Annotated in this window: 22 protein-coding genes; 11 read left to right on the top strand and 11 right to left on the bottom strand. The window is 52.1% G+C overall.

Translation table 11 applies throughout. From position 1 onward, the window contains the following. Positions 1-149: 149 nt before the first annotated feature. On the top strand, positions 150-1034 hold the full coding sequence (gene fabD, locus KM934_RS06725; protein WP_215759855.1) for an ACP S-malonyltransferase: 885 nt from the start codon (positions 150-152) through the stop codon (positions 1032-1034). A 104-nt stretch (positions 1035-1138) separates the two neighbouring features. Next, complete coding sequence (locus KM934_RS06720; protein ID WP_215759854.1) at positions 1139-3289, top strand: alpha-amylase family glycosyl hydrolase; 2151 nt, start codon at positions 1139-1141, stop codon at positions 3287-3289. A 338-nt stretch (positions 3290-3627) separates the two neighbouring features. Here KM934_RS06720 and KM934_RS06715 read toward each other — a convergent pair whose 3' ends face one another. The 4 genes from KM934_RS06715 to KM934_RS06700 form a co-directional block, all read right to left on the bottom strand. Next, on the bottom strand, positions 3628-5202 hold the full coding sequence (locus KM934_RS06715; RefSeq protein WP_215759853.1) for an Rne/Rng family ribonuclease: 1575 nt from the start codon (positions 5200-5202) through the stop codon (positions 3628-3630). 224 nt (positions 5203-5426) lie between these two features. Beyond that, positions 5427-5708: an HU family DNA-binding protein gene (locus KM934_RS06710; protein ID WP_215759852.1), complete on the bottom strand. Its 282-nt coding sequence runs from the start codon at positions 5706-5708 to the stop codon at positions 5427-5429. 314 nt (positions 5709-6022) lie between these two features. Then, positions 6023-8449, bottom strand: a complete 2427-nt coding sequence (locus tag KM934_RS06705) for a TonB-dependent receptor (RefSeq protein WP_215759851.1) — start codon at positions 8447-8449, stop codon at positions 6023-6025. A 110-nt stretch (positions 8450-8559) separates the two neighbouring features. Then, positions 8560-9399 (bottom strand): GLPGLI family protein, encoded by an 840-nt coding sequence (locus KM934_RS06700; RefSeq protein ID WP_215759850.1) that lies wholly within the window; start codon positions 9397-9399, stop codon positions 8560-8562. 395 nt (positions 9400-9794) lie between these two features. On the opposite strand from KM934_RS06700, the gene KM934_RS06695 reads away from it, so the two are divergent. Further along, positions 9795-10694 carry a DNA/RNA non-specific endonuclease gene (locus KM934_RS06695; protein ID WP_215759849.1) on the top strand — a complete coding sequence of 300 codons (900 nt, stop codon included), beginning with the start codon at positions 9795-9797 and terminating at the stop codon, positions 10692-10694. Positions 10695-11011: 317 nt separating this feature from the next. On the opposite strand, the gene KM934_RS06690 is transcribed toward KM934_RS06695, so the two are convergent. The 7 genes from KM934_RS06690 to KM934_RS06660 all read right to left on the bottom strand — a co-directional run bounded on the left by KM934_RS06690 (position 11012) and on the right by KM934_RS06660 (position 17888). After that, positions 11012-11536 (bottom strand): pyridoxamine 5'-phosphate oxidase family protein, encoded by a 525-nt coding sequence (locus KM934_RS06690; protein WP_252344925.1) that lies wholly within the window; start codon positions 11534-11536, stop codon positions 11012-11014. Positions 11537-11587: 51 nt separating this feature from the next. Further along, positions 11588-12418 (bottom strand): nucleotidyl transferase AbiEii/AbiGii toxin family protein, encoded by an 831-nt coding sequence (locus tag KM934_RS06685; RefSeq protein WP_252344924.1) that lies wholly within the window; start codon positions 12416-12418, stop codon positions 11588-11590. Next, positions 12415-13041 (bottom strand): type IV toxin-antitoxin system AbiEi family antitoxin domain-containing protein, encoded by a 627-nt coding sequence (locus KM934_RS06680; RefSeq protein WP_215759848.1) that lies wholly within the window; start codon positions 13039-13041, stop codon positions 12415-12417. Before KM934_RS06680 ends, KM934_RS06685 begins: the two co-directional genes overlap by 4 nt. 233 nt (positions 13042-13274) lie before the next feature. Next, positions 13275-13760 carry a GNAT family N-acetyltransferase gene (locus KM934_RS06675; protein WP_252344923.1) on the bottom strand — a complete coding sequence of 162 codons (486 nt, stop codon included), beginning with the start codon at positions 13758-13760 and terminating at the stop codon, positions 13275-13277. A 122-nt stretch (positions 13761-13882) separates the two neighbouring features. Continuing rightward, positions 13883-14179, bottom strand: a complete 297-nt coding sequence (locus KM934_RS06670; RefSeq protein ID WP_215759847.1) for a nitrous oxide-stimulated promoter family protein — start codon at positions 14177-14179, stop codon at positions 13883-13885. Between the two features lie 3 nt (positions 14180-14182). Then, entirely contained in the window at positions 14183-14806 is a 624-nt protein-coding gene (locus KM934_RS06665) for a YqiA/YcfP family alpha/beta fold hydrolase (protein WP_215759846.1), read from the bottom strand. A gap of 376 nt (positions 14807-15182) precedes the next feature. Beyond that, positions 15183-17888 (bottom strand): valine--tRNA ligase, encoded by a 2706-nt coding sequence (locus KM934_RS06660; protein WP_215759845.1) that lies wholly within the window; start codon positions 17886-17888, stop codon positions 15183-15185. Positions 17889-17991: 103 nt separating this feature from the next. On the opposite strand from KM934_RS06660, the gene mazG reads away from it, so the two are divergent. The 8 genes from mazG (at position 17992) to KM934_RS06620 (ending at position 24038) form a co-directional block, all read left to right on the top strand. Next, positions 17992-18888, top strand: coding sequence for a nucleoside triphosphate pyrophosphohydrolase (gene mazG, locus KM934_RS06655; protein WP_215759844.1), 897 nt, complete (start codon positions 17992-17994; stop codon positions 18886-18888). Positions 18889-18897: 9 nt separating this feature from the next. Continuing rightward, positions 18898-19473 (top strand): lipocalin family protein, encoded by a 576-nt coding sequence (locus KM934_RS06650; RefSeq protein WP_215759843.1) that lies wholly within the window; start codon positions 18898-18900, stop codon positions 19471-19473. 15 nt (positions 19474-19488) lie between these two features. Beyond that, positions 19489-20403 (top strand): ribonuclease Z, encoded by a 915-nt coding sequence (locus KM934_RS06645; RefSeq protein ID WP_215759842.1) that lies wholly within the window; start codon positions 19489-19491, stop codon positions 20401-20403. Between the two features lie 239 nt (positions 20404-20642). Further along, positions 20643-20954, top strand: a complete 312-nt coding sequence (locus KM934_RS06640) for a T9SS type A sorting domain-containing protein (protein ID WP_215759841.1) — start codon at positions 20643-20645, stop codon at positions 20952-20954. A 107-nt stretch (positions 20955-21061) separates the two neighbouring features. Then, a complete protein-coding gene (locus KM934_RS06635) occupies positions 21062-22537 on the top strand; it encodes a L,D-transpeptidase scaffold domain-containing protein (protein ID WP_252344922.1) in 1476 nt (491 codons plus the stop codon). 51 nt (positions 22538-22588) lie between these two features. Next, entirely contained in the window at positions 22589-23104 is a 516-nt protein-coding gene (locus KM934_RS06630; RefSeq protein ID WP_215759882.1) for an RNA polymerase sigma factor, read from the top strand. A gap of 84 nt (positions 23105-23188) precedes the next feature. Further along, positions 23189-23575, top strand: coding sequence for a hypothetical protein (locus KM934_RS06625; protein ID WP_215759840.1), 387 nt, complete (start codon positions 23189-23191; stop codon positions 23573-23575). A 19-nt stretch (positions 23576-23594) separates the two neighbouring features. After that, positions 23595-24038: a hypothetical protein gene (locus KM934_RS06620; RefSeq protein WP_252344921.1), complete on the top strand. Its 444-nt coding sequence runs from the start codon at positions 23595-23597 to the stop codon at positions 24036-24038. Positions 24039-24839 lie beyond the last annotated feature (801 nt).

Here is a 24839-nt window from a genome sequence, read left to right as displayed (position 1 = left end):
ACTTTAGAAATATGGAAAGTCCCGTTCGTCGTAAGATGAGCGGGGCTTTTTTTATATTCATTCACAAAGTATAACGGGCCGTACCGGCACATTTCGAAATATTATTGTTACCTTTGCATCATAATCGAAACAATAATAAGACAATAACAATGAAAGCATTTGTATTCCCTGGACAAGGTTCACAGTTCGTCGGTATGGGCAAGGAGCTCTACGACAATAATCCTATGGCAAAAGAGTTGTTCGACAAGGCCGACGAGATTCTCAGTTTCAAGATTACCGATATCATGTTTGCCGGCACCGACGAGCAGTTGAAGCAGACCAACGTCACTCAGCCTGCCGTGTTCCTCCACAGCGTTATATCTGCCCTCTGTCTTGACGAGCAGGATGCCGCAATGGTAGCAGGCCACTCACTTGGTGAGTTCTCGGCCCTGACATTCGCTGGTGCGCTGACCTTCGAGGATGGCTTGCGTTTGGTGGCTGCCCGTGCCAATGCTATGCAGAAGGCTTGTGAGGCCAACCCTGGTATTATGGCCGCCATCATCGGTTTGCCCGACGAGAAGATTGAGGAGATCTGCGCTGAGGTGAGCAAGGGTGGCAAGACGGTTATCGCCGCCAACTACAACTGCCCTGGCCAGTTGGTTATCTCTGGCGACAACGACGCCATCAACGAGGCTTGTGAGCAGTTGAAGGCCGCTGGTGCCAAGCGTGCGTTGCCCTTGAAGGTGGGTGGCGCTTTCCACTCTCCGCTGATGCAGCCCGCTAAGGAGGAGTTGCAGGCAGCCATCGAGAAGACAGAGGTGAAGGCTCCCAAGTGCCCCGTGTACCAGAACGTAGACGCTCAGGCTCACGTGGACCCCGTAGAGATCAAGGCCAACCTCATCGCTCAGCTCACATCGCCCGTGCGTTGGACAAAGACTGTGCAGAACATGATTGCCGCTGGTGCCGACGACTTCCTGGAGTGCGGACCGGGCAAGGCCCTTCAGGGTATGATTGGACGCATTGACAAGACCGTAGCTGCTCACGGCATCGCCTAAGGACAGTTTCGGCGATTTGCCTTTGTTGTGTTAATGGATTTCAGATGTCAAGACAGGGCGCTGCCTTTTGTCTATGATTTCTTAGCATCAAGGTAACATTGTTAATGAATAAGAAAATTATCGTATATCAACTTCTTCCCCGCCTCTTTGGCAATAAGAACCAGACGCGTAAGGCCAATGGTTCGTTGCTGGAGAATGGGGTGGGGAAGATGAATGATTTGGATACCCTCCATCTGAGGCGTATTCATGACATGGGATTTACCCATGTGTGGCTCACGGGTGTTATTCGTCACGCCACTACTACAAACTACAGCCAGAATGGGATACCTGGTCAGCATGCCGCCGTTGTGAAAGGATTGGCGGGATCGCCCTACGCTATTACTGACTATTACGACATTGACCCCGATATCGCGGTTGATGTGGACCATCGCATGGAGGAGTTTGAGAAGCTCGTGGCACGCATCCATTATGTGGGCATGAAGGTCATTATCGACTTCGTTCCCAACCATGTGGCGCGCGAGTATCACTCTATCTGCTGTCCGGCTGGTGTGACCGACTTGGGCGAGGAGGATGATGTGAACATGCATTTCTCCCCTCGTAACAATTTCTATTACTGTCCGGGGCAACCTTTCGTGTGCCCTGTTCCGACGCCTGAAGGCGAGGATCCTTATGTGGAGAATCCCGCCAAGTGCACCGGTAACGACCGTTTCGACAATCGGCCAGGTGTAGGCGATTGGTACGAGACGGTGAAGCTCAACTATGGCGTGGACTATTGCGACGCTGGAGGTCGTAGCTATCACTTCGATCCGGTTCCAAGCACGTGGACCAAGATGACGGACATCTTGCTCTATTGGGCTTCGAAGAACATCGATGGTTTCAGGTGCGACATGGCGGAGATGGTGCCCCATCAGTTTTGGAGCTATGCCACCCGCATCGTGAAGGAGCGCCATCCGCAGATGGTGTTCATTGGCGAGGTGTATGACACAGAGCAGTATCGCACTTATGTGCGCTCTGGGTTCGATTACCTTTACGACAAGGTGGGCATGTACGATTGTGTGCGCGACATCATTTGCAACCGCCGTCCGGCAAGCAGCATCACCTATTACTGGCAGAACGTTTCCGACATCAAGGAACACATGCTCTACTTCCTCGAGAACCACGATGAGCAGCGCATAGCCAGCGATTTCTTCTGTGGCGATGGTCGTAAGGCCGTTCCTGCCATGATGGTTTCGGCTTTGATGGGCTGCAACCCGTTCATGGTGTATGCCGGTCAGGAGTTTGGCGAGCGTGGCATGGATGCCGAGGGCTTCTCTGGCTGCGACGGTCGCACCACGATTTTCGATTACTGGTGTGTCGACACGCTTCGTCGGGGGCACTACGATCGCCGCCTTCTTACCCAGGAGGAGAAGCGCTTGCAGGCCATCTATCAGCAGGTGTTGTGCATGGCCAATAGCGAGAGGGCTTTCTGCGAGGGCGATTTCTTCGACCTCATGTACGTCAATCCGCAGTCGCAAAGCTTCAATCCGCGTTGTCATTATGCGTTCCTGCGAAAAAAGGACAAAGAGGTAATCCTTGTGGTTGTCAACTTCTCGGAGGAGGCCAACCATGTGCGAGTAACCATTCCGGGCCATGCCTTCGATTATTTCAAGATGCCGGAGCGTGATGTGGAGGCCGTCGATTTGCTGACCGATGAGCGCACCACATTCAACTTGAAGAAAGACGGTGTGGTGGAGATGGACCTTCCACCTTATTCGGGTAGAATCTTTAAATTCAGTATTCAAATGGAGGACAAGACTTACGAGCTGAACGCTCACAACAAAGAGGAGTTTCCGCCAGCCCATACGGCGGAGCATCTGCTCAATCAGGTCATGGTTCGCATGTTTGGTTGTGAGCGGTCGAAGAACGCCCAAATCGAGCGTAAGAAGAGCAAAATAAGCTATGTGCTCGACCATAAGCCCACTCGCCAAGAGGAGAAGGCCATTGCCGACAAGATGAATGAGCTGATTGCGGAAGACCTGCCTGTTACCTTTGAGTTTGTGGATCGCGACCATATTCCTGAGGGGGTGAAGATCGACCGCTTGCCCGAGGATGCCTCAGAGACCATTCGGCTGGTGCGCATCGGCGACTTCGACGTGTGCCCCTGCATAGGCAAGCATGTTCGCTCTACCTCGCAGATTGGCCGCTTTGAGCTTCTTGGCACCAATTGGGATGGCTTGACCCATTCGTTCCGCATCCGCTTCAAGGTTATTCCTTAACCCCCCATCGGTCATTAAGCCGAGAAGGGGGTAAGCCCTTGTTCCTTTTCATAAAGGACTGACGCTTTATGTGTTTCTTTTCAAGAGGACAGGCGCATAGAGCGATGTGTTGCTCTGTGACTAAGCCAACAAACTGGCAAGCCTGCGAGCTGGAAGGAAACAAGTTGGCAAGCCCACCCAGGGGTTGGCTATTGGCGACGGCGAGACTTCGCCAGACTATGGTGGCGTGAACGATGGCAGCCATGGTGTGGGTGCCAAGGAGAAAACGTTTAATATATGAAAAATCCCAAGACATCGCAATGAATGTCTTGGGATTTTTGTTGGTACCACGTGTCGGTTTACTTGGTTTCGATCTCTTCCTTCATGTCGACAAACTGTTTTTTGTCGTCGTAGAACTCATATTGCAGGAAAGCGAGTTTCTGTGATGGAATGATGTGAACGCCTAAACCATACTTAAGTTGCCACTTCCGCTTGAGGCTTACCACCCCTTGGTTGATGTAAGCGGCAACGTATGGGTGAACGTGGAGATAGAATCTCTTGATGCCAATCTTGTTGACTAGTTGGTCAATTTTTCTTTCGAGTTGGTCGGTGAACAAGATGCTCGACTTGATTTTGCCTGTTCCGTTGCACGATGGGCAGGTCTCTTCGACGTTTACGTCCATGGCTGGCCTTACACGCTGTCGGGTAATCTGCATGAGTCCAAACTTGCTCAGGGGCAATATGTTATGTCGCGCCCTGTCTTTCTGCATGTCTTTGCACATGCGCTCATACAGCATCTGTCGATCTTCCGCCAGGTTCATGTCGATGAAGTCGACCACGATAATTCCTCCCATGTCTCGTAGTCGCAACTGGCGTGCCAGTTCGTCGGCCGCTCCCAAGTTTGTTTCCAGGGCGGTGGCTTCTTGGCCATTCTCGTTTCTTGAGCGGTTTCCGCTGTTCACATCCACAACGTGCATGGCTTCGGTGTGCTCTATGATGAGATAGGCACCATGAGCATAGTTCACGGTTTTTCCGAAGCTTGCCTTAATTTGTTTAGTGACGTTGAAGTTGTCGAAGATAGGCACTTTTCCGGTATACTTCTTAACGATACCTGCCTTTTCAGGGGCTATGAGTGCCACGTAGTCTTTGACATCCTTGCACACTTCCTCATCGTCTACGTAAATATTCTCGTAGCTTGGATTGAAGAGGTCTCGCAACAGCGCTACTGCTCTTCCTGTTTCTTCGTAGACGAGTTGTGGGCGTTGCTGTGTTTTCTGAACCTTGACGATAGCGTCCTCCCAGCGCTTGGTCAGTATTTTCAGTTCCGCGTCCAGCTCTGCCACACGTTTGCCCTCTGCCACGGTGCGTACGATGACGCCGCAGTTTTTGGGCTTGATGCTGTGGATGAGTTGCTTGAGTCTCGCTCTTTCTTCGCCGCTCTTGATCTTTGAGGACACCGACACCTTATCTCCAAAAGGAATGAGGACCAGGTATCGTCCCGCAAAGCTCAGTTCTGCCGTCAGTCGGGGTCCTTTGGTTGATATGGGCTCCTTGACGATCTGCACCAGCACCTCTTGTCCTACGGTGAGCGTTTGCTGAACGCTTCCGTCCTTCTTCAGGTCGGGTTGGTGCGAAGCCTTTGCAAAGGGGAACAGCTTTTTGCGGTCGCTTTGCACTTGCTTCAGATACTTGGCGTACGAATTGAATTGACTTCCTAAATCAAGATAATGCAAGAAGGCGTCGCGCTCATAGCCAACATCCACGAAGCAGGCGTTGAGGCCCGGCATGAGCTTCTTTACCTTGGCAATGTAGATGTTTCCCACAGAGAAATTGGCCGAACGTGTTTCGTTTTGGTATTCCACGAGCCGCTTGTCCTCAAGCAGGGCGATGGATATTTCCTGTGGTTTGACGTTGATTATTACTTCGCTTGTCATCTCTTGATAACTCTTTAATGATAAAAAAGGGACCCACCGTAACGGCACGTCCCTTTCATAGAACAGTCAGCAGGGCTTATTTGCTCTTATGACGGTTCTTACGTAATCTCTTCTTACGCTTATGCGTAGCCATCTTGTGGCCTTTCTTCTTTTTTCCGTTTGGCATAGCTGTTAATGTTTAAAATGTTTGTTATGTTATTGATTTTTTGTTCCTTAAGGCGTATTTATTCACCTTTCATCTCATCGACGAACGCCTTGGCAGGCTTGAAGCTTGGCAGGTCGTGTGCAGCGATGGTGATGGTGGTGCACTTACCGATGTCGCGAGCAGTTTTCGGTGCGCGATGCTTGATGATGAAACTGCCGAATCCGCGAAGGTACACATTCTCTTTCTTCTCGAGCATGCTTCTCTTCACAGTCAGCATGAAACTCTCCACGACGGCTGACACGTCCTTGCGTTGCAAGCCGGTCATGTCGGTAATCTCGTTGATGATCTCTGCTTTTGTCATATACTGAAACAGTCTTTTCTTATTATTGTTTCCTTTATTTACTTATCATTTACTTTCGGACTGCAAATATACGAGTTTTTCGTGGGATGGAGAAAAGATTTGTATTTTTTTTCTTAGAAATTGATAATTTTCTTGTTGGAAGTGTCTAATTTTCAACTTCTTATCCCCACTTTCAGTCAGACTGTCGGTGGTGAAGGGGAGGAAAGCGCTTTGGATTTGTAAGGATAATTGCTTCAGGTTTTGAATTTGGTATGAAGGTGCTTGCTCGTTTTAAAGCCGAGCGTGCCCCGTGATGTTAGGGGCAGGTGGGGGCGCTACAGGTCAATGGCCCAGTTGACCAAAAACTCGCGAGGACGCAGGTGGGTGGCCATATAGGTCTCGATGGTGTTTCCCAGCACGTGCTGCTCCAGCTTGGAGGAGCCAATGATGTTGTTAGCCGAAAATGTAAGTTCCCATCGCTTTGTCTTATAGCTCATGGCGAGGTCGAGAAAAAAACTGGTTCCGATACCTTCGCTGTTGGTGTGGAAGAGTTGGTTCTTGATGCTCAGCATCCAGCCGTTGGCAGGGAAGACGTGAATGTTGAGACGGTGTTCCCAATCGTTGGTGCTGCCTGAAGAGAGCTGTGGAGCGGTCTGGTTCTTCTGCTGATTGAAGCTCACGCTTGACCGGCCTTCGACAGAGAGAAGCCTGGTTGGGCGTAAAGAAAAATTGAGCGCTACGGACGTTACCGTCATCCGCGCAACGTTCACCTTTCCTGTCACGAGCATGCAGTAGTCGGTCGTGGTGAATGAAGCCCCAAGGCCGAGGAGCGTCTTGGCCCATCCGAAGGTCTTGCTGATGTGTCCAGACAAGCCTGTGGTCTCGGTGGCTCGCTTCTTGTCCGTGGCGACGATGGTGAATATTCGGTCGTTCAGGACGTTTTCATACAAGATGTTGCCCGATGTCCGGGCGTACATTGGGCTTACATTGAGAAACACCCCCCAAACGGGGTTGGCGTATTTGTAGGTTGCTGTGGCGCGAAGGTCATGCGTCACAGCCGTCTTGCCCTGGTTTATCTTCTGCGTACGATATGTTGTAAAGATCGGCGTGTCGTAGATCGACTTGCCCGTCAGGGGCGAGTTCGTATAGCCCACATCTGCGGAGAAACTGGAGAGGGCAGAGACCTTCCAGTTCCATTGGATGGAAGGGTCCACCCACAGGTGGCCAGTCCTCGACTGGCGATAAGCTTGGTGTGCATAGCTTATTCTTGTCTTGACCACCACTTGTTGCTTGCTAAAGGCAAACGACATTGAGGGTGTCCAGTAGACGCGGAACAGCTGGTAGGTGTTTTCTTGCTCAGCCTCTTCGCCCATGGCCACGGCGATGGCCTGGCGGTCGTAGTTGACGTCCAACTCGTTGTTGAGATAGTGGCGTCCCATCTTCAACTTGTAAAGGAGGGCGTTTTGGGTGGAGAAGAAGCTGAGATTGAGCCGTTCGGTCTGTTTGTTGATGGTAAGCAGTTGACCAGGTAGGTAATGGTATGACCAATAACTTTCCACATGATATACGTTGTTATTGGCAGCGGTGTGCGAAAGTTGGAAATCCTCGGTAAGACTACGTTTGTTTGGCTTAACCGTCATGGCCGTGTTTCGTCCGTCGCAGGTCATCCGTCCCTTGCTCTTGTTGAAGTCGAGATACCCCTTGAGGTTGTTTTGGATGAAGCTCTTCGAACCGTTGTATTGATAGTTGGCTTCCGCCTTCCATTCGCTCCTGGTGTTGTTCACGTCCTCATCTTCTACGATCACGGGCATGTCGGCGAGGGTGAGGTAGGTGGAAGATGTGCGGTTCTGCATGTCAGTCTGGTCTATGAGGCCGTTCACTTGCAGGCGCAGTTCGTCGTCATGTCCCGTCTTCCACAACCAGTTGCCAGCCACCAGGTGACTATGGTTGAAGGTGTATCGGTCCTCGTCCAAGTTGGGCGCATTCTGCGACGTCATGGAGAGAAGGCCCGACTCCGCGTCCGTTCTTCCTTTGAGCAATGCTGCCAAGTCGAGCACCTCATCGCCGAGTTGCTTGCCTGTGTCGTTGTTCTTGTACATCATCAACGCTTGGCGTTTCTTGTCGAATCGCATGCCCATCAGTCGGTTGTCGTAGAGGATGTCCTTACCATAGCCCAGTCCGATGTTGGCCGAGCTTGTCCAGACGGCCTTGGCGTCGTCCTTTAGCACAAGATTGAGGGCAGCCTGGTCGCTGAAAGAGACTCCCCGCAACGACTTCACGGGTTGGTGGTTTTCGAGCACTTGCACACTCTTCACCTTGTCGGCCGAGATGTTTTGGTTGGCCATTCCATATTGGGTTCCCATGAGGTCGATACCCTCTATATAGAACTTGTTGATGGCTTTGCCTTGGTATTCAATCTTTCCGTCGGCTTTCACCTCCAGTCCTGGCATTTTCGCAATCACGTCTGCTATGCAGCGGTCTTGCGCTTGCTTAAACCCTGCCACGCTATAGGTGAGTGTGGCGCCTGTGCTTTGTATGCGTTGCGCCTTGACCTTCACTTCTTTCAGGAGAAAACAGCCCTCCTTGAGCGTGATGGTCATGTCGTCCTTCAATGATGAGCGTGTAAGGGATTTTCTCTGATAGCCCACATGGTTGACGTCGATCGTATCAATGTCCTTGCCATTGGGAATAACCAATCTGTAAGTTCCCTCCCCATTGGCAATGCTATAGGCGACGACATGACGATTCTTGTCCAACGCCATAATCGTTGCGTTAGACACGGGTGCGCCCTTTTCGCTGATGATCTTGCCCGTGAAGGTCTAGGCGAAAATGGGGACATGCAAGAAGAGCGTTAGCAGAAGGACACAATACCTCATTCTTTGTCTAAGAAGTTTTTCTTGGGCAACACCTGGTCCGAAATGTCATTGTCCTTGTCGTCTGTGATTTCGGTTGCGCTTGCATCTTCGTCATAGCCTCCTTGGCTCAACACGCGATCGACGATTTGCTTTTGGCTTAGGCCATTGGTCTCCGTCCGCATCTTCAGGTAGCGTTTGCGCGTGCATTTCTGTGCGTCCTTGTCCATGAACAGGGAGATGGTCTTGTTGCCCGACGCCTTTTCTATTCCTGCCAACATGAAATGGAAACATCCCTCTTTGTCGGCGGCGTCGAGAATCAGGCCAGGCAGGCCGCGAAGCAGGTAAGGGCCATAGTTGAGTGGCAGTTCGATAGCGTACCAGACGGTCCATGTCCTGCCGTAAAGCGTGCCTTGGGCCTGCCGACATTCATAGCCGCTAATGGTCTTCGAGCTGTCTGCCAACTGCCAGGCAATTTCGGGCAATGGCTCCTCATATTTCAACTTGGAGTTGAGTATGCTATTAAAATAGGTGTATTTGTCCTTCTGGGGACTTCCCAAGAGTACTTGCAGACTGTTCTTAGTGGGATATTTCTTGTTAAGTGCATCCATTTGTTCCAACGCTCTGATAGGGTCTCCATTAACATGGAGCTTGGCCAGGTCTTCGTTGAAGCCACGCTCGTTGTCATTATAAAATACTGCGGTCGTCTTGCCAATGTCGAGACTCCATCTGTAAAGTTTGGCGGCACCAGCTGCGCTCTTGGCTTCACAGTCGTAGGTGACGTGATACAGGGCGAGCTCTTGGGCCAGGGTGTTGATGGTCATGAGGAGGGCCATAATAATGAGTAGGTTCTTTTTCATCAATTTGCTTATTTTTAAGTTTGTTTATCTACTCTATAAGCTTTTCGACATCTGCTCCTTTTTTATTCACGAGCGTGAACAATACTGCTCGGTCAGTTATCCCAGTCACCTTGGATTGTTGTGTGCAAAATTAAGAAAAAATCAAAGTTCTGCAAAACCAAAGTGTGTTTTTTTAGAGTGATTATAAAGAGCGTCTTTTGGCAAAATTGGGCGTAGAAGTGAATGAAGCTTTGGTTTTTGTATCAAGCTATAACTTGTTCTTTCCTGTATATGTTTAAATGGTTCAAAAAAAATCACATCCTTTCTATCTATAAGGGATAAAATGTTTGTAACTTTACAGTCCAAAATAGATTCAACTAAGAAACAGGATTTTTCAAACATAGAAACAAAAGCAGATGAATGGTAGAAAACACTTATGCATAGCGTTGTTCTTGGGCATCATCGTGGCGGCTTGCACGCCCGTGTCGAAGAAGGCCTTGCGGGCCTATGCCGAGACGAAGGAGGATGTGAGCGTGGTGGCCGACACCCCAACGGCACAACAAGACGAGCCGTCGGGTAGGGACGGTGACGACACGCAAGCCGACGGCGAAGGTGGTGAGGGCTATGAGTTGCCGGCGTTCCGAACAAGTCCGGATGAGATTGTATTGAAGCGGAAGGGCTACACGGCCTCCTATAACCCCACGACCAAGATACCCAACTGGGTGGCGTGGCATCTAACGGCCGAGCATGTGGATGGCTATGCCAAGCGCAAGGGCATACCTTTCCATGAGGACGAGGATGTGCCTGAGCCGCGTGTCGACACCTACGACTATATGCGCTCTGGCTACGACCGTGGCCACATGTGCCCGGCGGGCGACAACAAGTGGGATGCGGAGGCCATGGAGCAGTCGTTCCTCATGACCAACATCTGTCCGCAAGACCATGTGCTGAACATTGGCGACTGGAACAACCTGGAGGCGCAATGCCGCCAATGGGCGGAGCAGTATGGCAGCATTTACGTGGTGTGCGGACCTGTCCTTTACAATAAGAGGCACAAGACCATTGGCAAGAACAAGGTGGTGGTGCCCGAGGCTTTCTTCAAGGTGATACTGCGCATGGGCCGCACGCCGCAAGCCATCGGCTTTATTTATCGCAACAACGACAAGCGCCATCCGTGGGGCGATTACGTGAATAGTGTAGACGAGGTGGAGCGCATCACGGGGTTCGACTTCTTTGCTTCGTTGCCCGATAGTGTGGAGCGGCAGGTGGAGCGGCAGGTGAATGTGGATATGTGGCCCATACAGGCGTTGCATTGACCTCCATTGGCCTTTGCTCGGCTTTGGCTTCCCCTTTAGGCCGCCGAACTAAGCCTTCACGCCGAATGTTGATTTTGGGGCATGGCCTTGTTGGGGAGGTCGTAGGCGGTGGGCGCCTGACGAATGTGACATGTGGAACCACCTTATTGTAACATGTAACAATGTAACAAAACTGCGGGGGTTGGAAGGATTGGAATGGCTGAAAGGGCTGAAAGAATCGTAGCGATAGAGCAATGCGCCTGTAAGGGCAACAGCCTTCTGTTATATGCTTATACCCTTCGGGGCGCATATCCACGCATTTGGCGGAAGAACCGGTATTATTCCATCCTGCCATATTTCATCTCCACGCCTTCCTTGTCATACTGCTTGCGCTTGCCGGTGGGTGGTTCGGTCAGCGTGATGCGCACCACGGCCGTGCGCCCCAAGGAGCGGGCTACGCTCGGCTCGAAGGCGGCCATATGATGGGGTAGGAAGCGTTGGCAAATCAGGTGGAGGGCATGGGTCTTCTCTGCCTCGTTGGTCACCATCTCGGCCCGTCCGAACGCCACGGCCGACTTGTATTGCAGGGTGAAGCTGCCGTCCTTCGGGCCCACCGTAGGCGCGCAACGGGTTACGGCGGAGAGGCACACCTCTGGATGAGCCTTGATGGCCTCCAGCTTCTTGCCCTCCAAGGCGCCATGGAAATACCAGTTGGCGTCGTCGTCGGATGCGAGCGAGAGCGGTAGGCCGTAGGGGTGCCCGTCGTGATCGATAAAGCTAACGGTTATGTATGGGGCCTTGTGCATTACCTCCAATGCCCACCCGCTATCCATGGCTCTCGATTCCTTTCTTATTTTTGTCATGATATTTACTGTTTTTTTTTATCCTTTGTACTTAAACCCCAAATCGGTCTTTCATTCAAATCTGATCATTTTCGCAAGTGCCATGAAATAATCGTTCGACCAAATATCCAACTCTGTGGGATTCCTGACAAAAGGCAGCACGTCTGCCTTTATTTGGTTCATGTCTGCCGTGGCAAGACGTTCATTCAGTTTTTGAAGGAACGCCTGCTTGTCAAGCTCTTCGTGATTGAACTGCAAGGCTCTTTCGTACAAGTGAGTGAAGTTGAGAGGAACATTGTGGCGAACATACCATTCGAAGTCGTACCAATCGCGCCCCTTAACTCTGTTCTTCCATGCGCGATACACCAATGCATGCATCTTTCCTGCAAAGAGGGTTGGCAAAGTGAAACATCGTGTCATGAAAGATTGGGGGAGCAGAAGCAATTTCTGTTCTGTTTGGAATTTCAAAGGAGGTTGAGTGTCAACTTCAATCTTGATCTTAACAGATTTCTCCGTTTGGAATGTAATGTCGTACACATCTGTATTGTCTTTCAGAAAGGCAGACTCCACTTTGCCAAAGTTCTTTTTGTCCTTCTTTCTGATTTCAACCTCTCTACCCACCATGGCGAATTGGTCAATGATGGGCTGAAAATAACGTGTGAAATCAAAGTTTTCATTCGGAGCGAGCAGGGAAAAATCCATATCCTCAGAGAAACGATGCAATCCATGGAATATGCGCAGACACGTTCCACCATAGAAAGCTGCCTCGTTGAAAAAGCCACCATTGTAAAGGCCAGAAAGAATAATCTGCTGGTTGACCTCAAAGATGGCATTTCGCTTTTGCAGCTCGGTCGTTATGTCATAGCTCGAAAGCATTTGATTGAATATCTCGTTTGTGCTCATTTCCTTAAGTATTTAGTTAGAGTTTCTATGGATTTAGACTTTTTGCCAACCTGTGCATATTGCTCAAATATACTTATGTCCATATTCCTGAAATCATCTATCTCCATTCGGATGTCCTCCTCCAAATAGTTCTCTACATCCTTCAGGTAACGCAAATTAACCTTCGGAGAATTTGCGATTAAGTCGCAGAGGGCTTTTTCTGGCGTAGCCATCAGAAAGGCGTAGCTCTGCATGTTGACGCTTGTGACTCCTATGGAAAAGGCTTCTCTTGCCATGTTCTTGTACTCAAAACGCCCGACAGGAGTGTCAAAACTGCGGGAGTGCTTTAGTGTCATCGACTGAGTGGTGTAAACAGCTTCTGGTATTAACCCATAATAACGTAAGGCTGTCTGCATAGACACATACGAAGGGGCATAAAGATGATTGGCTATCAGTTCTGTGGATAGGGCAACACGAGACACATTTGGGGCTACCACATATAGCCCCTTCTTGAGTCGGATAATCTTATGAGCCGCCTCAAGACTGCGTACTTTCTGATTCCCCGCTTCAATATTCGTAAACAATGAAGCTATAGCTGAAGTGCTGACGGGTATGTTGCCTATATGTTCTAAATCCATTGTCATGGTGCAAAAATAGTAAAATATTGAATAGAAAATGAACTATTACTTGCTTTTCTGTTCTGTTTTTCGCTATTTTAACAAGAGGCTTAGTTAGACTGCTCGCTATTGTGTTTTCCTCAATATCCTATATGTGAGATTGGCAACGAGGAATAAGCGGGCGTTAATGCCGAAGTGTTCCGTTTTTCTCCTTGCGCATTGAGAGTAGATGGACAGGCTTTGTTCATGTTCATTTATTTTTATCCTTTATACTTAAACACCTTGACCATATCCTTGTCGCCTCCCACGAGCTGGCTGCATTGGTTCAGCAGGCCCGTGTCGGCAAAGCCGCATTTCTCCATTACCCTCCCCGATGCGGGGTTGCCCGTGAAATGGTCGGCCCAGATGTTTTCGAAACGCTTCACGCGGATGCAATGGTCGAGCATCAGCCTCAGAGCCTCCGTGCAGATGCCTTGGTTCCAATAGGGCTTTCCTATCCAGTAGCCCACCTCGCAGTCGTTCTTGCCGATGGGGATATTGCTGGTGGCTTGGGTGTAGTAGCCGATGCAGCCGATGGCCTCGTCCGTTGCTTTCAACACAATGGCCCACGTGGTGTCGTTATGGAAGAATGTGCGTATGACCTCCCTGCTTTCCTCAACCGACTTATGTGCCGGCCATCCCGCGCGCGGCCCCACGTCGGGGTCGGAGGCATACTTGTAGAGTGCTCCGCATCCGATTCCTGCCAATGGCGTAGTAAAAATCTTTCGGTTTCCATCTGTGTGTTTTGAGATGTGTTTTGTCTGTTTGTTTCGTTATATATAATCTGCCATTATTGGCAGTTGTGTTGGATAATCCAACAAGCCATACGCTATAATTCTCTTAGGATATGCTTGATGGCGGCAACGGGGTGGTACAAAATCATTCTCGGCCCCGCCCAGCGCATCACTTCGCGCATGCGCTCCCGCATCTGGGGGCGATAGCAATGGATGGGACACTTCTTGCAAGTGGGCTTGTTCTCGCCATGCTTGCAGCGTTCCAGTCGTGCCGTGGCATACTGTAGCAACTCTTGGCACCCAGGGCACAGTTCCTTATGGCCCTCCTTCTTTCGGCAATAGAGCCGTACCATCTGCTCCACCACCTGCTGTTCTTCCTTTATCCTGCTCATTTGTTATTCCTCTTTTTTCTCTTTTTTCTCTTTTTCCGAATATTCCCTCATCATCTTCGCGGCAAGGGGCGCGTACCAGGTCTTTACCTCCTCTTGGGTAGGCGTGTGGCCGCCAGGGAAATGGAAGGCGTGGCGGTAATGTTCCAGGAAGAGCGGGCAGAAGTGGGCCAGCGTGTCGTGGTCGCCAAACAGTCCCCACACGCGTTCCTTATAATAAGGTGTGCAGCCATCAAACTGCACGGCCTCGAGCTCCGCAAACTCCGCAATCAGGGCCTCGTTGATCACCAGCCGCTGGTTGCCGTCTCTTCGTGGCGCCTTATACTCATGCTCGCCGATGCGCTCCTTCAGAAACTCCGTCATCTTGAAGTAAGGATTGCCAAGCAGGGCCGGAACGCCCACCACAGGCGCCAGCATCTGGGCGAGAAACGCTCCGCAACTGTTGCCGACAAGCAGGTCGGGGCGCTCCTTGTAGGCAAGGGAGCGAATGGCCTTCAAAGCCTCCTTGGGATGGAGTGGGAGGTCGGGAGTGAGCACCATGGCCCTTCCCTCGAAAGCCTCTTTCAAGGCCAGCGCCATCGGGCAACTGCCTGTGGCGAAGAAACCGTGTAGGAATAGTATTTTCTTCATGTATTCAAAGTTAGTGCAAATCGAGGGAAGAACGAAACGAACTTGTTGGTTTCTTCTTCCGAGTGCCGCCTATCTTATTCAAAGTTAGTGCAAATCGGGGTGCCGCCTGTCTTATGCGAGGATAATGTGTTACATTGTTACATGTTACATGTTACAATAAGGTGGTTCCACATGTCGCATGGGTCGGCCTGCAGCCTACGGCGACGGCCCTTGGGGTCTAAGAACACGATACTCGGCGAAGCCCCACCGGCAGAAGGGGTGATAGCTCTCGAAATGTTGGATGACCCACACAAAACAAAAGTCCTCCGTCGCTCCTCGCTTGTGGGCAAGGGGTGGCGGAGGGCCTTATGGTGTGATGCTTATAATCGGGGGATTTTTACTTGTTCTTCAGGGCGTTGAGGCTCTCCTGAATGGCGGCAATCTTCTCCTCGGCGTCGCTTTGCTTCTTGCGCTCGCGCTCCACCACGGCCTCGGGGGCGTGGGCCACGAAGTTGTCGTTAGAGAGCTTCTTCTTCACACCCGTCAGGAAGCCCTGCAGGTGCTCCAAGTCCTTCTCGAGCTTGGCTATCTCGGCATCCACGTCGATGAGGTCGCCCACAGGAACGGCAAACTCGTCGGTGTCGACCATGAAGGCGCTGGCGTCGGCGGCCTTGCTCTCCACCGTGGTGAAAGCCTTGAGGTTGGCCATCTTCACGATGATGTCGGCAAAGGCGGCGTAGCTGTTGGTGCCCACGACCTGCAGCTCGAGCTCCTTCTTCGGAGCGATCTGCTTCTGGCTGCGAACCGATCTCACGCCAGCCACGATGAGCTTCACGTTCTCCACGGCGGCGCACAACTTCTCGTCGTCGCTGGTGGGCTCGCCAATATGGAGCTGTGAGGTCATGATGCTCTCGCCCTCCTTACGCTCGCCAAGGTGCTGCCACAGCTCCTCGGTGATGAACGGCATGAACGGATGGAGCATCTGGAGCAAGGTCTCGAAGAAGTGGAGCGTAGCCTCGTAGGTGGCCTTGTCGATGGGCTGCGCCTGGCCGTCGATGTAGGCGGGCTTCACCATCTCCAGGTACCATGCGGAGAACTCGTCCCAGAAGAGGCGGTAAACGGTCATCAGCGCCTCAGAGATGCGGTAGGTCTTAAACTGCTCGTCGAGCGTCTTGGCCGTCTCCTTCAGTTTGGCGGCAAACCACTCCACGGCTGTCTTGGCTGTGGCGGGCTGCTCGATGTTGGCCGTCTTCCAGCCTTCCACCAGTCGGAACGCGTTCCAGATCTTATTGTTGAAGTTGCGGCCCTGCTCGCAGAGCGTCTCGTCGAACAGGATGTCGTTGCCGGCGGGGGCGGCGAGCATCATGCCCATGCGCACGCCATCGGCGCCATACTTGTCGATGAGCTCCAGGGGGTCGGGCGAGTTGCCAAGACTCTTCGACATCTTGCGTCCCAGCTTGTCGCGCACGATACCTGTGAAGTAAACATGGCGGAACGGCATCTTGCCGCGATACTCATAGCCGGCCATGATCATGCGGGCCACCCAGAAGAAGATGATGTCGGGACCCGTCACCAGGTCGGAGGTGGGATAATAGTAGTTGATCTCCTCGTTGTTGGGGTCGAGGATGCCGTTGAACAGCGAGATAGGCCAGAGCCAGCTTGAGAACCACGTGTCGAGGCAGTCGGACTCCTGCTCCAGGTCGGCGGCGGTCAGCGCAGGGTTCTTCTCCTGTGCCATGGCCAGGGCCTCCTCGGCCGTCTCGGCCACCACGAAGTCGCGCTTGCCGTCGGTCGTAGCGAAGTAGTAGGCCGGGATGCGGTGGCCCCACCACAGCTGGCGCGAGATGCACCAGTCCTTGATGTTCTCAAGCCAATAGCGATACGTGTTCTTGTATTTCTTGGGGTAAAACTCCACCTCGTCGCTCATCACAGGGTCGAGGGCGATGTCGGCAAAGTGCTGCATCTTCAGGAACCACTGGGTGGAGAGCTTCGGCTCGATGGGCACATTGGTGCGCTCGGAGAAGCCCACCTTGTTGTCGTAGTCTTCCACCTTCTCCATCAGTTGGGCCTGCTCAAGGTCGATGGCGATCTGCTTGCGCACATCCATGCGGTCCTGGCCCACATATAAGCCGGCGGCCTCAGAGAGCGTGCCGTTGTCGTTGAAGATGTCGATGGTCTCCAGGTTGTGCTTCAGGCCCAGCATGTGGTCGTTGACGTCGTGGGCTGGAGTAACCTTCAGGCAACCCGTACCAAACTGGATGTCGACGTATGAGTCTTCGATGACGGGGATGCAACGGTTCACCAACGGCACGATGACGCGCTTGCCCTTGAGCCATGTGTTCTTCACATCCTCAGGGTTGATGCACATGGCCGAGTCGCCCATGATGGTCTCAGGGCGTGTGGTGGCCACCACAGCGTAGTAGCCCTTGCTGTCCTGGTGCATCACGTTGCCCTCGTCGAGGCGCTTCACGGAAGCCTGGTCCTCAGGAGCCACGTAGTATTTGAGGTAGTAGAGCTTGGAGTGCTCCTCCTTGTAAACCACCTCCTCGTCGGAGAGCGCCGTCTTGGCCTGCGGGTCCCAGTTCACCATGCGCACGCCACGGTAGATGTAACCCTTGCGGTACAGGTCTACGAAGACGTGGATGACGCTCTTGGAACGAATGTCGTCCATGGTGAACGATGTGCGGTCCCAGTCGCATGAGCAACCCAGGTGGCGAAGCTGCTTGAGGATGATGCCGCCGTGCTCGCGCGTCCAGTCCCAGGCGTGCTCCAGAAACTGCTCGCGGGTGAGGTCGGTCTTCTTGATGCCTTGCTCGGCCAGACGGCCTACCACCTTCGCCTCCGTGGCGATGGAGGCGTGGTCGGTGCCGGGCACCCAACAAGCGTTCTTGCCCTCCATGCGGGCGCGGCGCACCAGGATGTCCTGCAACGTGTTGTTCAGCATGTGGCCCATGTGAAGCACACCCGTTACGTTGGGTGGGGGAATGACCACCGTGTAGGGCTCGCGGCCATCGGGTTTAGAACTGAAGAGCTTGTTGTCAAGCCAGTACTGGTACCATTTAGACTCCACTACCTTGGGGTCGTACTTACTTGCTAATTCCATGTGATTTTATCGTTCTTTTATACCTTATTATCTAATAAAACGATGCAAAATTAATACTTTTCCACCTAAAACCATTATCTTTGCACCAAATTAATTGGTTTTTATGCATACGAGAGAAGAAAAGCTTCAGGCTTTTGGACGGTTGCTGGATGTGCAGGACCGTTTGCGAAAAGATTGCCCATGGGATAGGAAACAAACTTTTGAAAGCTTGCGCCCTTACTCCATAGAGGAGGTCTTTGAGTTGGCCGACGCCTTGGCGTGTGGCAACCTGGAGGAGGTGAAGAAGGAGTTGGGCGACCTCATGGAGCATGTTGTTTTCTATTCCATGCTGGGTGAGGAGGAAGGCCGTTTCGACGTGGCCGACGTTTGCGACACCCAAAGCGACAAGCTGATGTTCCGGCACGACTTCATCGACTGGGGACCCGACACGACGATGGCGGGATGCCCGGCATGGACGGTGTCGAGCTCCGAACTGGTCATCAACGACCGCGGACAGGTGGTCTACGCCGACGAGCAGAACGCCAACACGCCCAACCCCACAACGGCAACGCAGGTGGAGAGCACGTGGGAGCAGCGAAAGCAACGGGAGCGACATGGAAACAAGTCGGTGCTCTCGGGAGTTCCTGCCTCGTTGCCCTCGCTCATCAAGGCGTATCGCATACAAGACAAGGCCCGCAACGTGGGCTTCGACTGGCAGAAGAAGGAGGATGTGTGGCTCAAGGTGCGCGAGGAGCTCGATGAGTTTGAGGCCGAACTGAGAAAGGGCGACCAAGAGCGCTCGGCCAAGGAGCTGGGCGATTTCCTCTTCAGCATCATCAACGCGGCGCGGCTCTACCACCTGAACCCCGACAACGCGCTGGAAAGCACAAACCAAAAGTTCATCAGACGGTTCGGCTATGTGGAGCGGAAAACGAAGGAGATGGGCAGAGAAATGAAGGATATGACCCTCGCCGAGCTCGATGCGCTGTGGGACGAGACGAAAGCGAAAGAAAACAAATAATTGCGAATTATGAAAAAATTGACATTTGCGTTTGTCCTGCTGGCCATGGCCTCATGGTGTGTCACAGGATGCCAATCGAAGGGCCAAAAGGCCCAAGGCGAGGATTCCACGCTGATGGTGGGCGACACGGTTGCCGACAGCACGGTGTATGGCGTGTGTGGCGAAGGAACGGCCATGCACACCGTGGAACTGATTACCGATGCGGGCGACTCGGTTACCTATATCATCCAGGAAGATGAGGAGGGTAGGTCGTGCGTGCAGGGCGGATTGCTCGTGGGCGACCGCCTGGCAGTCATTGGAGCTACCGATCGCGATGGGGAACGCGTGGCCACGAAGGTCATCAACCTCACCACGCTCCAGGGAAAATGGACCAGCCTCGACAAGAACTTTGAGATCTTGGAGGGAGGGCTCATCAAGTCGAATGTAACGGCAGAGTCGAATCCCTGGACGGAGTGGAAAATCCTGAACGGACAGCTCCTGCTCAACCGCGACACGTTCGACATCGACCAGCTGAGCGCCGACTCGCTCTATCTCGAGAACCACGACGGCATCTTCGTTTACAAACGTGTCAAGAAAGACGCGTAGACATCTCATTTGTGCATGGAACCGTTTAAGATTCATATTCTCGGGTGTGGAAGCGCCTTGCCCACGCTGAAGCACCATACCTCATCGCAGGTCGTGGAGGTGAGGAGCAAACTCATGATGGTGGATTGTGGCGAGGGAACACAGGTGCAACTGCGGAAATCGCGCATTGGATTCACACGCATACAGTCGGTTTTCATCTCACACCTCCATGGCGACCATTGCTTCGGGCTCATGGGCCTGATCTCCACCTTCGGCATGTTGGGACGCACCAGTCCGCTCCATGTGTACGCCCCTGGAGAGCTCGGACCGATGCTGAAGGCCCAGATGGAAATGTTCTGTCAGGGACTGGAATACGAGGTGGTGTTTCATGCCGTCGACACAACAAAATGCCAGGTGGTGTATGAGGATAAGAGTCTGACGGTTAGTAGCATACCGCTCGACCATCGCATCGCTTGCTGTGGCTATCTTTTCCGGGAGAAACCCACGCTGCCGCATATCAAGCGCGACATGATCGACTTCTACCACATTCCGGTTTGCTACATCAACAACATCAAGAATGGCGCCGATTGGACCACAGAGGAGGGCGACGTTATTCCCAACGCGCGCCTGACAACACCGGCCGAGAAGGCGCGCGCCTATGCCTATTGCAGCGACACGCGCTACATGCCCGCCTTGCATCGGATGGTGGAGGGTGTCGACGTGCTCTACCACGAGTCGACCTACGACACGCCCAACGAGGGACGCGCCCGGCTCTATTACCATTCCACGGCGCGACAGGCCGCTATGGTGGCACGCGACGCGCATGTGGGCAAACTGGTGCTCGGCCATTACAGCTCACGCTATGAGGATGAGAAGGTGCTGCTCATAGAAGCGAAAAAGGTGTTCTCCAACACCCTCTTGGGACAGGAGGGGCAGGTCATACGCCTCTGATGGCGCGTGTTTCCCGATTTATTGTGCACGCATGGTTAATTTATCTTAACGAAGTGACAAAAGATTAGCGCTCGGCGTTTTTTTTCTTCGAAATACTATATCTTTGCATAGGAGAGATGGCATATTGTTGTTACGCCTCGCAAGGAGGGGCTAAGGGCGTGTGGCATCCTGTATCGAAAAGAACAAAAGGAGAGGCGCCTGGCGAAAGATGGGCGCAAAGACCATTATAGATTACGCGTATGATTAAAAGAATACTTTTTGTTTCATTTCTCGCCTTGTTCATGGGCGTGCTGCCGCAAACCGTAAAGGCAGCGTCGGCCATCGAGATCATCGACAACGAGACGCAGCAGGTGGCCATTTCCATCAGCAGCGAGGGTGTGTTGCATGTCACGGGGGCCTCTGGGCAGACGCTCTACATTTACAACGTTACGGGCGTCAGAGTGATGAGTGTGAAGGTCGATGGAGCTGATAAGAATTACAATCTCAATCTGCCGAAAGGATGTTATATCGTAAAGGTTGGCAAAACCGTTCGGAAAATCTCCATTCGATAATAGCGGGCTGGAACGTGTTTCTGGCCATTAGGGGATTGGTTTTCGTTGCGTTGGCATGCTTAGTGGCCAGTTGCTCGGAAAGAAGCAATCCCTACAAAGACCTTGCTTTGAGCGATTACGATTCGCTCAGGGTAGGCCATTATGTCGTTCGGTCACATAAGGTTTATGCCGAGATCGAACAGCTCATGCTTGCGGACAAGGTGGTTTGCCAAGCTGACCGATTCATCAGAAATTATTATCACGACAAAGGCCGGTTCGTTTGGATCGGCCGTTTTGGCGTGGACCAACGCGCCGACAGCTTGCTGGACCACATCGGAAAGGTGGAGGCCATGGGCTTCTCGCCCAAGAGGTTTCGCGTGGAGGAAATTGCGGCCGACCTGCAAAGGATGCGCACGCTCCAATTCGACGGGCACGACAACCAGGCCAGCAAGGTGTTGGGCCGATTGGAATACAACCTGACGCGGGCCTATCTGCGCTATGTGGTGGGGCAACGCTTTGGATTCGTCAACCCGAGAACGGTCTACAACCGTCTCGACCCACATGATGGCGACACCATTCGGGTGTCCTACCGCACATTGTATGACGTGAAGACGGAGAGCCCCGACAACCATTTCTACCAGATGGCGTTTCAGAAGGTGCGTAGCGATAGCGTAGGGGCGTTTATGGATGAGGTGGAGCCGAGCAACCCCTTGTACCACAGGTTGAAACACATGCTCCATGGCGACTCGGCGCACTTGTATGGCCGCCAACTCATCATGGTCAACATGGAGCGATGTAGGTGGCGATTGTCCGACGAGCCTTATCTGCATAAGCGATATGTCATGGTGAACATTCCGTCGTTCCACCTTGTGGCAAAGGACGAGGAGGAAACGCTTACGATGCGTATGGTGTGTGGCAGCCTGAAAACGAAGACGCCATTGCTGGTGAGCGCCTTGAAGCGCGTGGATGTCAACCCGCAATGGATCGTGCCAAAGAGCATCGTGAAGAGCAGCATCGTGCATCATGCGGGGAGCGCACCCTGGTTCGCCTCCCACAGATATTTTATCCGAGAACGGCGCACGGGAAAGGTGGTTCAGGTGGAACGCGTAAACCGCGATATGTTGCTTAGTGGCGAATACATGGTGGTGCAGGAGGGAGGCGCCGGCAACTCGTTGGGAAGAATCATCTTCCGTTTCGACAACAATCTCTCCATCTATCTGCACGACACGCCCAACCGTACCGTGTTCGGAAGGGACGAACGCGACATCAGTCATGGGTGCGTTCGACTGGAAAAGCCATTCCAACTGGCGAGATTCTTGCTCAAGGAGCAGAGCCCCGAGATGTTCGAGAAGATCAACTATTCCATCAACGCAGACGTGTCGGTATTGGGAAAGGACCGTCAGTTGCTTACCGAACAGCAGCAGGAGGTGCTCGATACGCTCAACAAAAAGATGTTGGTGGGGCAGGTGAGGATTAAACCCCAGGTGCCTGTCTTCGTCTTATATTATACGTTGTATCCCCACGATGGGGGAGGATGGGACACATTTCGCGACGTGTATGGCTTCGACGCGCCCATTTGGCAACGAATCAGTTCATTCATGTAGAACATTGCGGCATAACCCGTGGAAGAGTATAGCGAAGAGAAAATCATCAGTATGCTGAGGAACCCGAAAACGCAACGTGAGGCTTTTTCGGTGATTGTCCGCACATATAGCGAACCTTTGTATTGGAAGATTCGCCATATCGTGCTGACCCATGAGGATGCCGACGATGTGTTGCAAAACTCCCTGATGAAGGCTTGGACCCATTTGGGCGCGTTCCAGGGAAAGGCGAAACTCTCCACATGGCTCTATCGCATAGCCATCAACGAGGCGCTCGACCTCATCAGAAAGCAAAGGAACGAACAACAGGTGAGCACAGAAGAGCACCCCACGGTGGCGGCACAACTTATGGCCGACGAGTATTTTGATGGCGACGCCACAGCTGCCAAACTGCAACAGGCCATTGCCTCGCTGCCCGATGTGCAACGAACGGTCTTTACCTTGCGCTATTACGATGAAATGAAATATTCGGAGATGAGCAAGGTGCTCGATACCACAGAGGGGGCGCTCAAGGCAAGCTATCACCATGCGGTGAAAAAGATAGAGGAGTTCTTCCATAGCCATGATTGAGCCATTACGGCAAGGAAATGAATAATTTATGGAGTAATTTAAACTTTTTCGGTTTGTAAACGTCAAATAGATAAAAGCAGTAATATGGAAAAGGAAGAGAAATATATAGAAGCTACATTTGGGCGGAAGGCGCCTTTCAAGGTGCCCGACGGGTATTTCGACGACTTTACCGCCCGTATGATGGATCATCTGCCTGCAGCCGACAATGGGCAGACGGCCGTCATCTGCGATATCAAGCCTTCGTTTTGGAGGCGTTATCGCAAGGTTGTGGCTACCGCGGCAGCAAGCGTTTGCATCGGATTGGTAGGACTGGGCGCTTATCTCCACCACGAGACGAGTGACACGGGGGAGAAGCACGTGGCAGAGGCGGAGGTCCCCGTCACATCCTCCTACTCTTCGGCCGACGCGCTGGCCGACTACGCTATGCTCGACTCAAACGACATGTACGCATACATGGCCGACATTAAGTAACATACGACAAGAGGTGAAAATGAAACAGATAGTTAGACGATTGGTATTCATTATGGTGGTGGCCCTTGTGGCTTTGCAGACGCAAGCGCAAGAAAGGCCCAAAAAGTTCGACCCAGCACGCTTTGAGGCCGACTTGGAACAGTTCATCACCACGGAAGCTGGCCTGAACCCATATCAGGCTGCAAAGTTCTTCCCCCTCTATCGGGAAATGCAAAAGAAGCAACGCATGTTGTTCAACAAGATGCGCTATTACCAGCATGTCGATACGCGCGACAATAAGGCGGCCGCAAAAGCCATCAGGGAGTGCGACCTCGTCGACTTGGAGATGAAGGAGCTGCAACTGGAATACCACAAGAAGTTCTGCAAGGTATTGCCAGCAGGTGTTGTGCTCAAGATTATACGAGCCGATGAGAAATTCCATCGCCAAGCCTTCCAAAGAATGATGAGGCGCGGCAGGCGATAAACAAACCGTGAATATCCTTGCAAACAAGGATGGAACTAACATTGGGGCCTAACAGGTAAAAATATTTCCGTGTCAATACTTGATCGTGTAGCGAGTCGGGTGTTGGCACGGAAAATTGTTTTATGACCAGAATTCATCCCTGCTGATGATAATAAATCAATTACAGAAATGCAGAAAGGATAAATAGTAATAGTTACCTTCTTTTTGTTATGGTCTAACCCAAATAGGGTAGGTTTAGGGTAATTAGCGTTATTGTTGTTGTGTTTTTTGGCTTATATGTTGTGTCGTGTTTTTGTTCAAACCAGCGAGCGAAAATCCCTTTTTTGCGCGATCGTGACTGGCCAAACGGAGCTGCGCGTTGCGATAGGCCATGTATCGCGTTGCGAAAGATGCCCATCCTCGCCTCGATCGGGCGTCTTTCGTCGTGCGGTTAGGCACGTTCCGGGGTGCGAAACATGCCTAACCGCAGCGTGGAACGTGGAGTGTGGAGGATTGAAGGTGCGCTTGCTGATGTAAGGCGTTGAATAGTAGGTGGTTATGTAAATGCGCTGAGATTCGCGCATTTGCGCCAAACATCCTTGCTGTTGAAAACAAACGTGTAGTTTTGGGGGAGGTGTGTCGCAATCTTTCGGTGGCGTTCGCAGAGGTGCATCCTCCTTTCATTCTCTTTTGTCCCGTTTTCATCCTCCTTTCATCTTCCTTTCATCTTTTTCTCTCCTTTTCTCTCTTTCTTTTTTCCTTTTGCACGCTCTTTTTTCACCTTTTCATCCTTCCCGTTTCCTTTGGGCGCATATTTGCGCC

Source organism: Hallella faecis (assembly GCF_018789675.1).
Taxonomy (GTDB): domain Bacteria; phylum Bacteroidota; class Bacteroidia; order Bacteroidales; family Bacteroidaceae; genus Prevotella; species Prevotella faecis.
Note: the sequence above shows the minus strand (reverse complement) of the source record. Positions and strands in the feature narration are given on the sequence as shown.

Bases quoted from the DNA above. Each gene is read 5' to 3' on its own strand.
- fabD (WP_215759855.1), top strand. From the start codon at position 150: ATGAAAGCATTTGTATTCCCTGGACAAGGTTCACAGTTCGTCGGTATG.
- KM934_RS06720 (WP_215759854.1), top strand. From the start codon at position 1,139: ATGAATAAGAAAATTATCGTATATCAACTTCTTCCCCGCCTCTTTGGC.
- KM934_RS06715 (WP_215759853.1), bottom strand. From the start codon at position 5,202: ATGACAAGCGAAGTAATAATCAACGTCAAACCACAGGAAATATCCATC.
- KM934_RS06710 (WP_215759852.1), bottom strand. From the start codon at position 5,708: ATGACAAAAGCAGAGATCATCAACGAGATTACCGACATGACCGGCTTG.
- KM934_RS06705 (WP_215759851.1), bottom strand. From the start codon at position 8,449: ATGGCGTTGGACAAGAATCGTCATGTCGTCGCCTATAGCATTGCCAAT.
- KM934_RS06700 (WP_215759850.1), bottom strand. From the start codon at position 9,399: ATGAAAAAGAACCTACTCATTATTATGGCCCTCCTCATGACCATCAAC.
- KM934_RS06695 (WP_215759849.1), top strand. From the start codon at position 9,795: ATGAATGGTAGAAAACACTTATGCATAGCGTTGTTCTTGGGCATCATC.
- KM934_RS06690 (WP_252344925.1), bottom strand. From the start codon at position 11,536: ATGACAAAAATAAGAAAGGAATCGAGAGCCATGGATAGCGGGTGGGCA.
- KM934_RS06685 (WP_252344924.1), bottom strand. From the start codon at position 12,418: ATGAGCACAAACGAGATATTCAATCAAATGCTTTCGAGCTATGACATA.
- KM934_RS06680 (WP_215759848.1), bottom strand. From the start codon at position 13,041: ATGACAATGGATTTAGAACATATAGGCAACATACCCGTCAGCACTTCA.
- KM934_RS06670 (WP_215759847.1), bottom strand. From the start codon at position 14,179: ATGAGCAGGATAAAGGAAGAACAGCAGGTGGTGGAGCAGATGGTACGG.
- KM934_RS06665 (WP_215759846.1), bottom strand. From the start codon at position 14,806: ATGAAGAAAATACTATTCCTACACGGTTTCTTCGCCACAGGCAGTTGC.
- KM934_RS06660 (WP_215759845.1), bottom strand. From the start codon at position 17,888: ATGGAATTAGCAAGTAAGTACGACCCCAAGGTAGTGGAGTCTAAATGG.
- mazG (WP_215759844.1), top strand. From the start codon at position 17,992: ATGCATACGAGAGAAGAAAAGCTTCAGGCTTTTGGACGGTTGCTGGAT.
- KM934_RS06650 (WP_215759843.1), top strand. From the start codon at position 18,898: ATGAAAAAATTGACATTTGCGTTTGTCCTGCTGGCCATGGCCTCATGG.
- KM934_RS06645 (WP_215759842.1), top strand. From the start codon at position 19,489: ATGGAACCGTTTAAGATTCATATTCTCGGGTGTGGAAGCGCCTTGCCC.
- KM934_RS06640 (WP_215759841.1), top strand. From the start codon at position 20,643: ATGATTAAAAGAATACTTTTTGTTTCATTTCTCGCCTTGTTCATGGGC.
- KM934_RS06630 (WP_215759882.1), top strand. From the start codon at position 22,589: ATGCTGAGGAACCCGAAAACGCAACGTGAGGCTTTTTCGGTGATTGTC.
- KM934_RS06625 (WP_215759840.1), top strand. From the start codon at position 23,189: ATGGAAAAGGAAGAGAAATATATAGAAGCTACATTTGGGCGGAAGGCG.
- KM934_RS06620 (WP_252344921.1), top strand. From the start codon at position 23,595: ATGAAACAGATAGTTAGACGATTGGTATTCATTATGGTGGTGGCCCTT.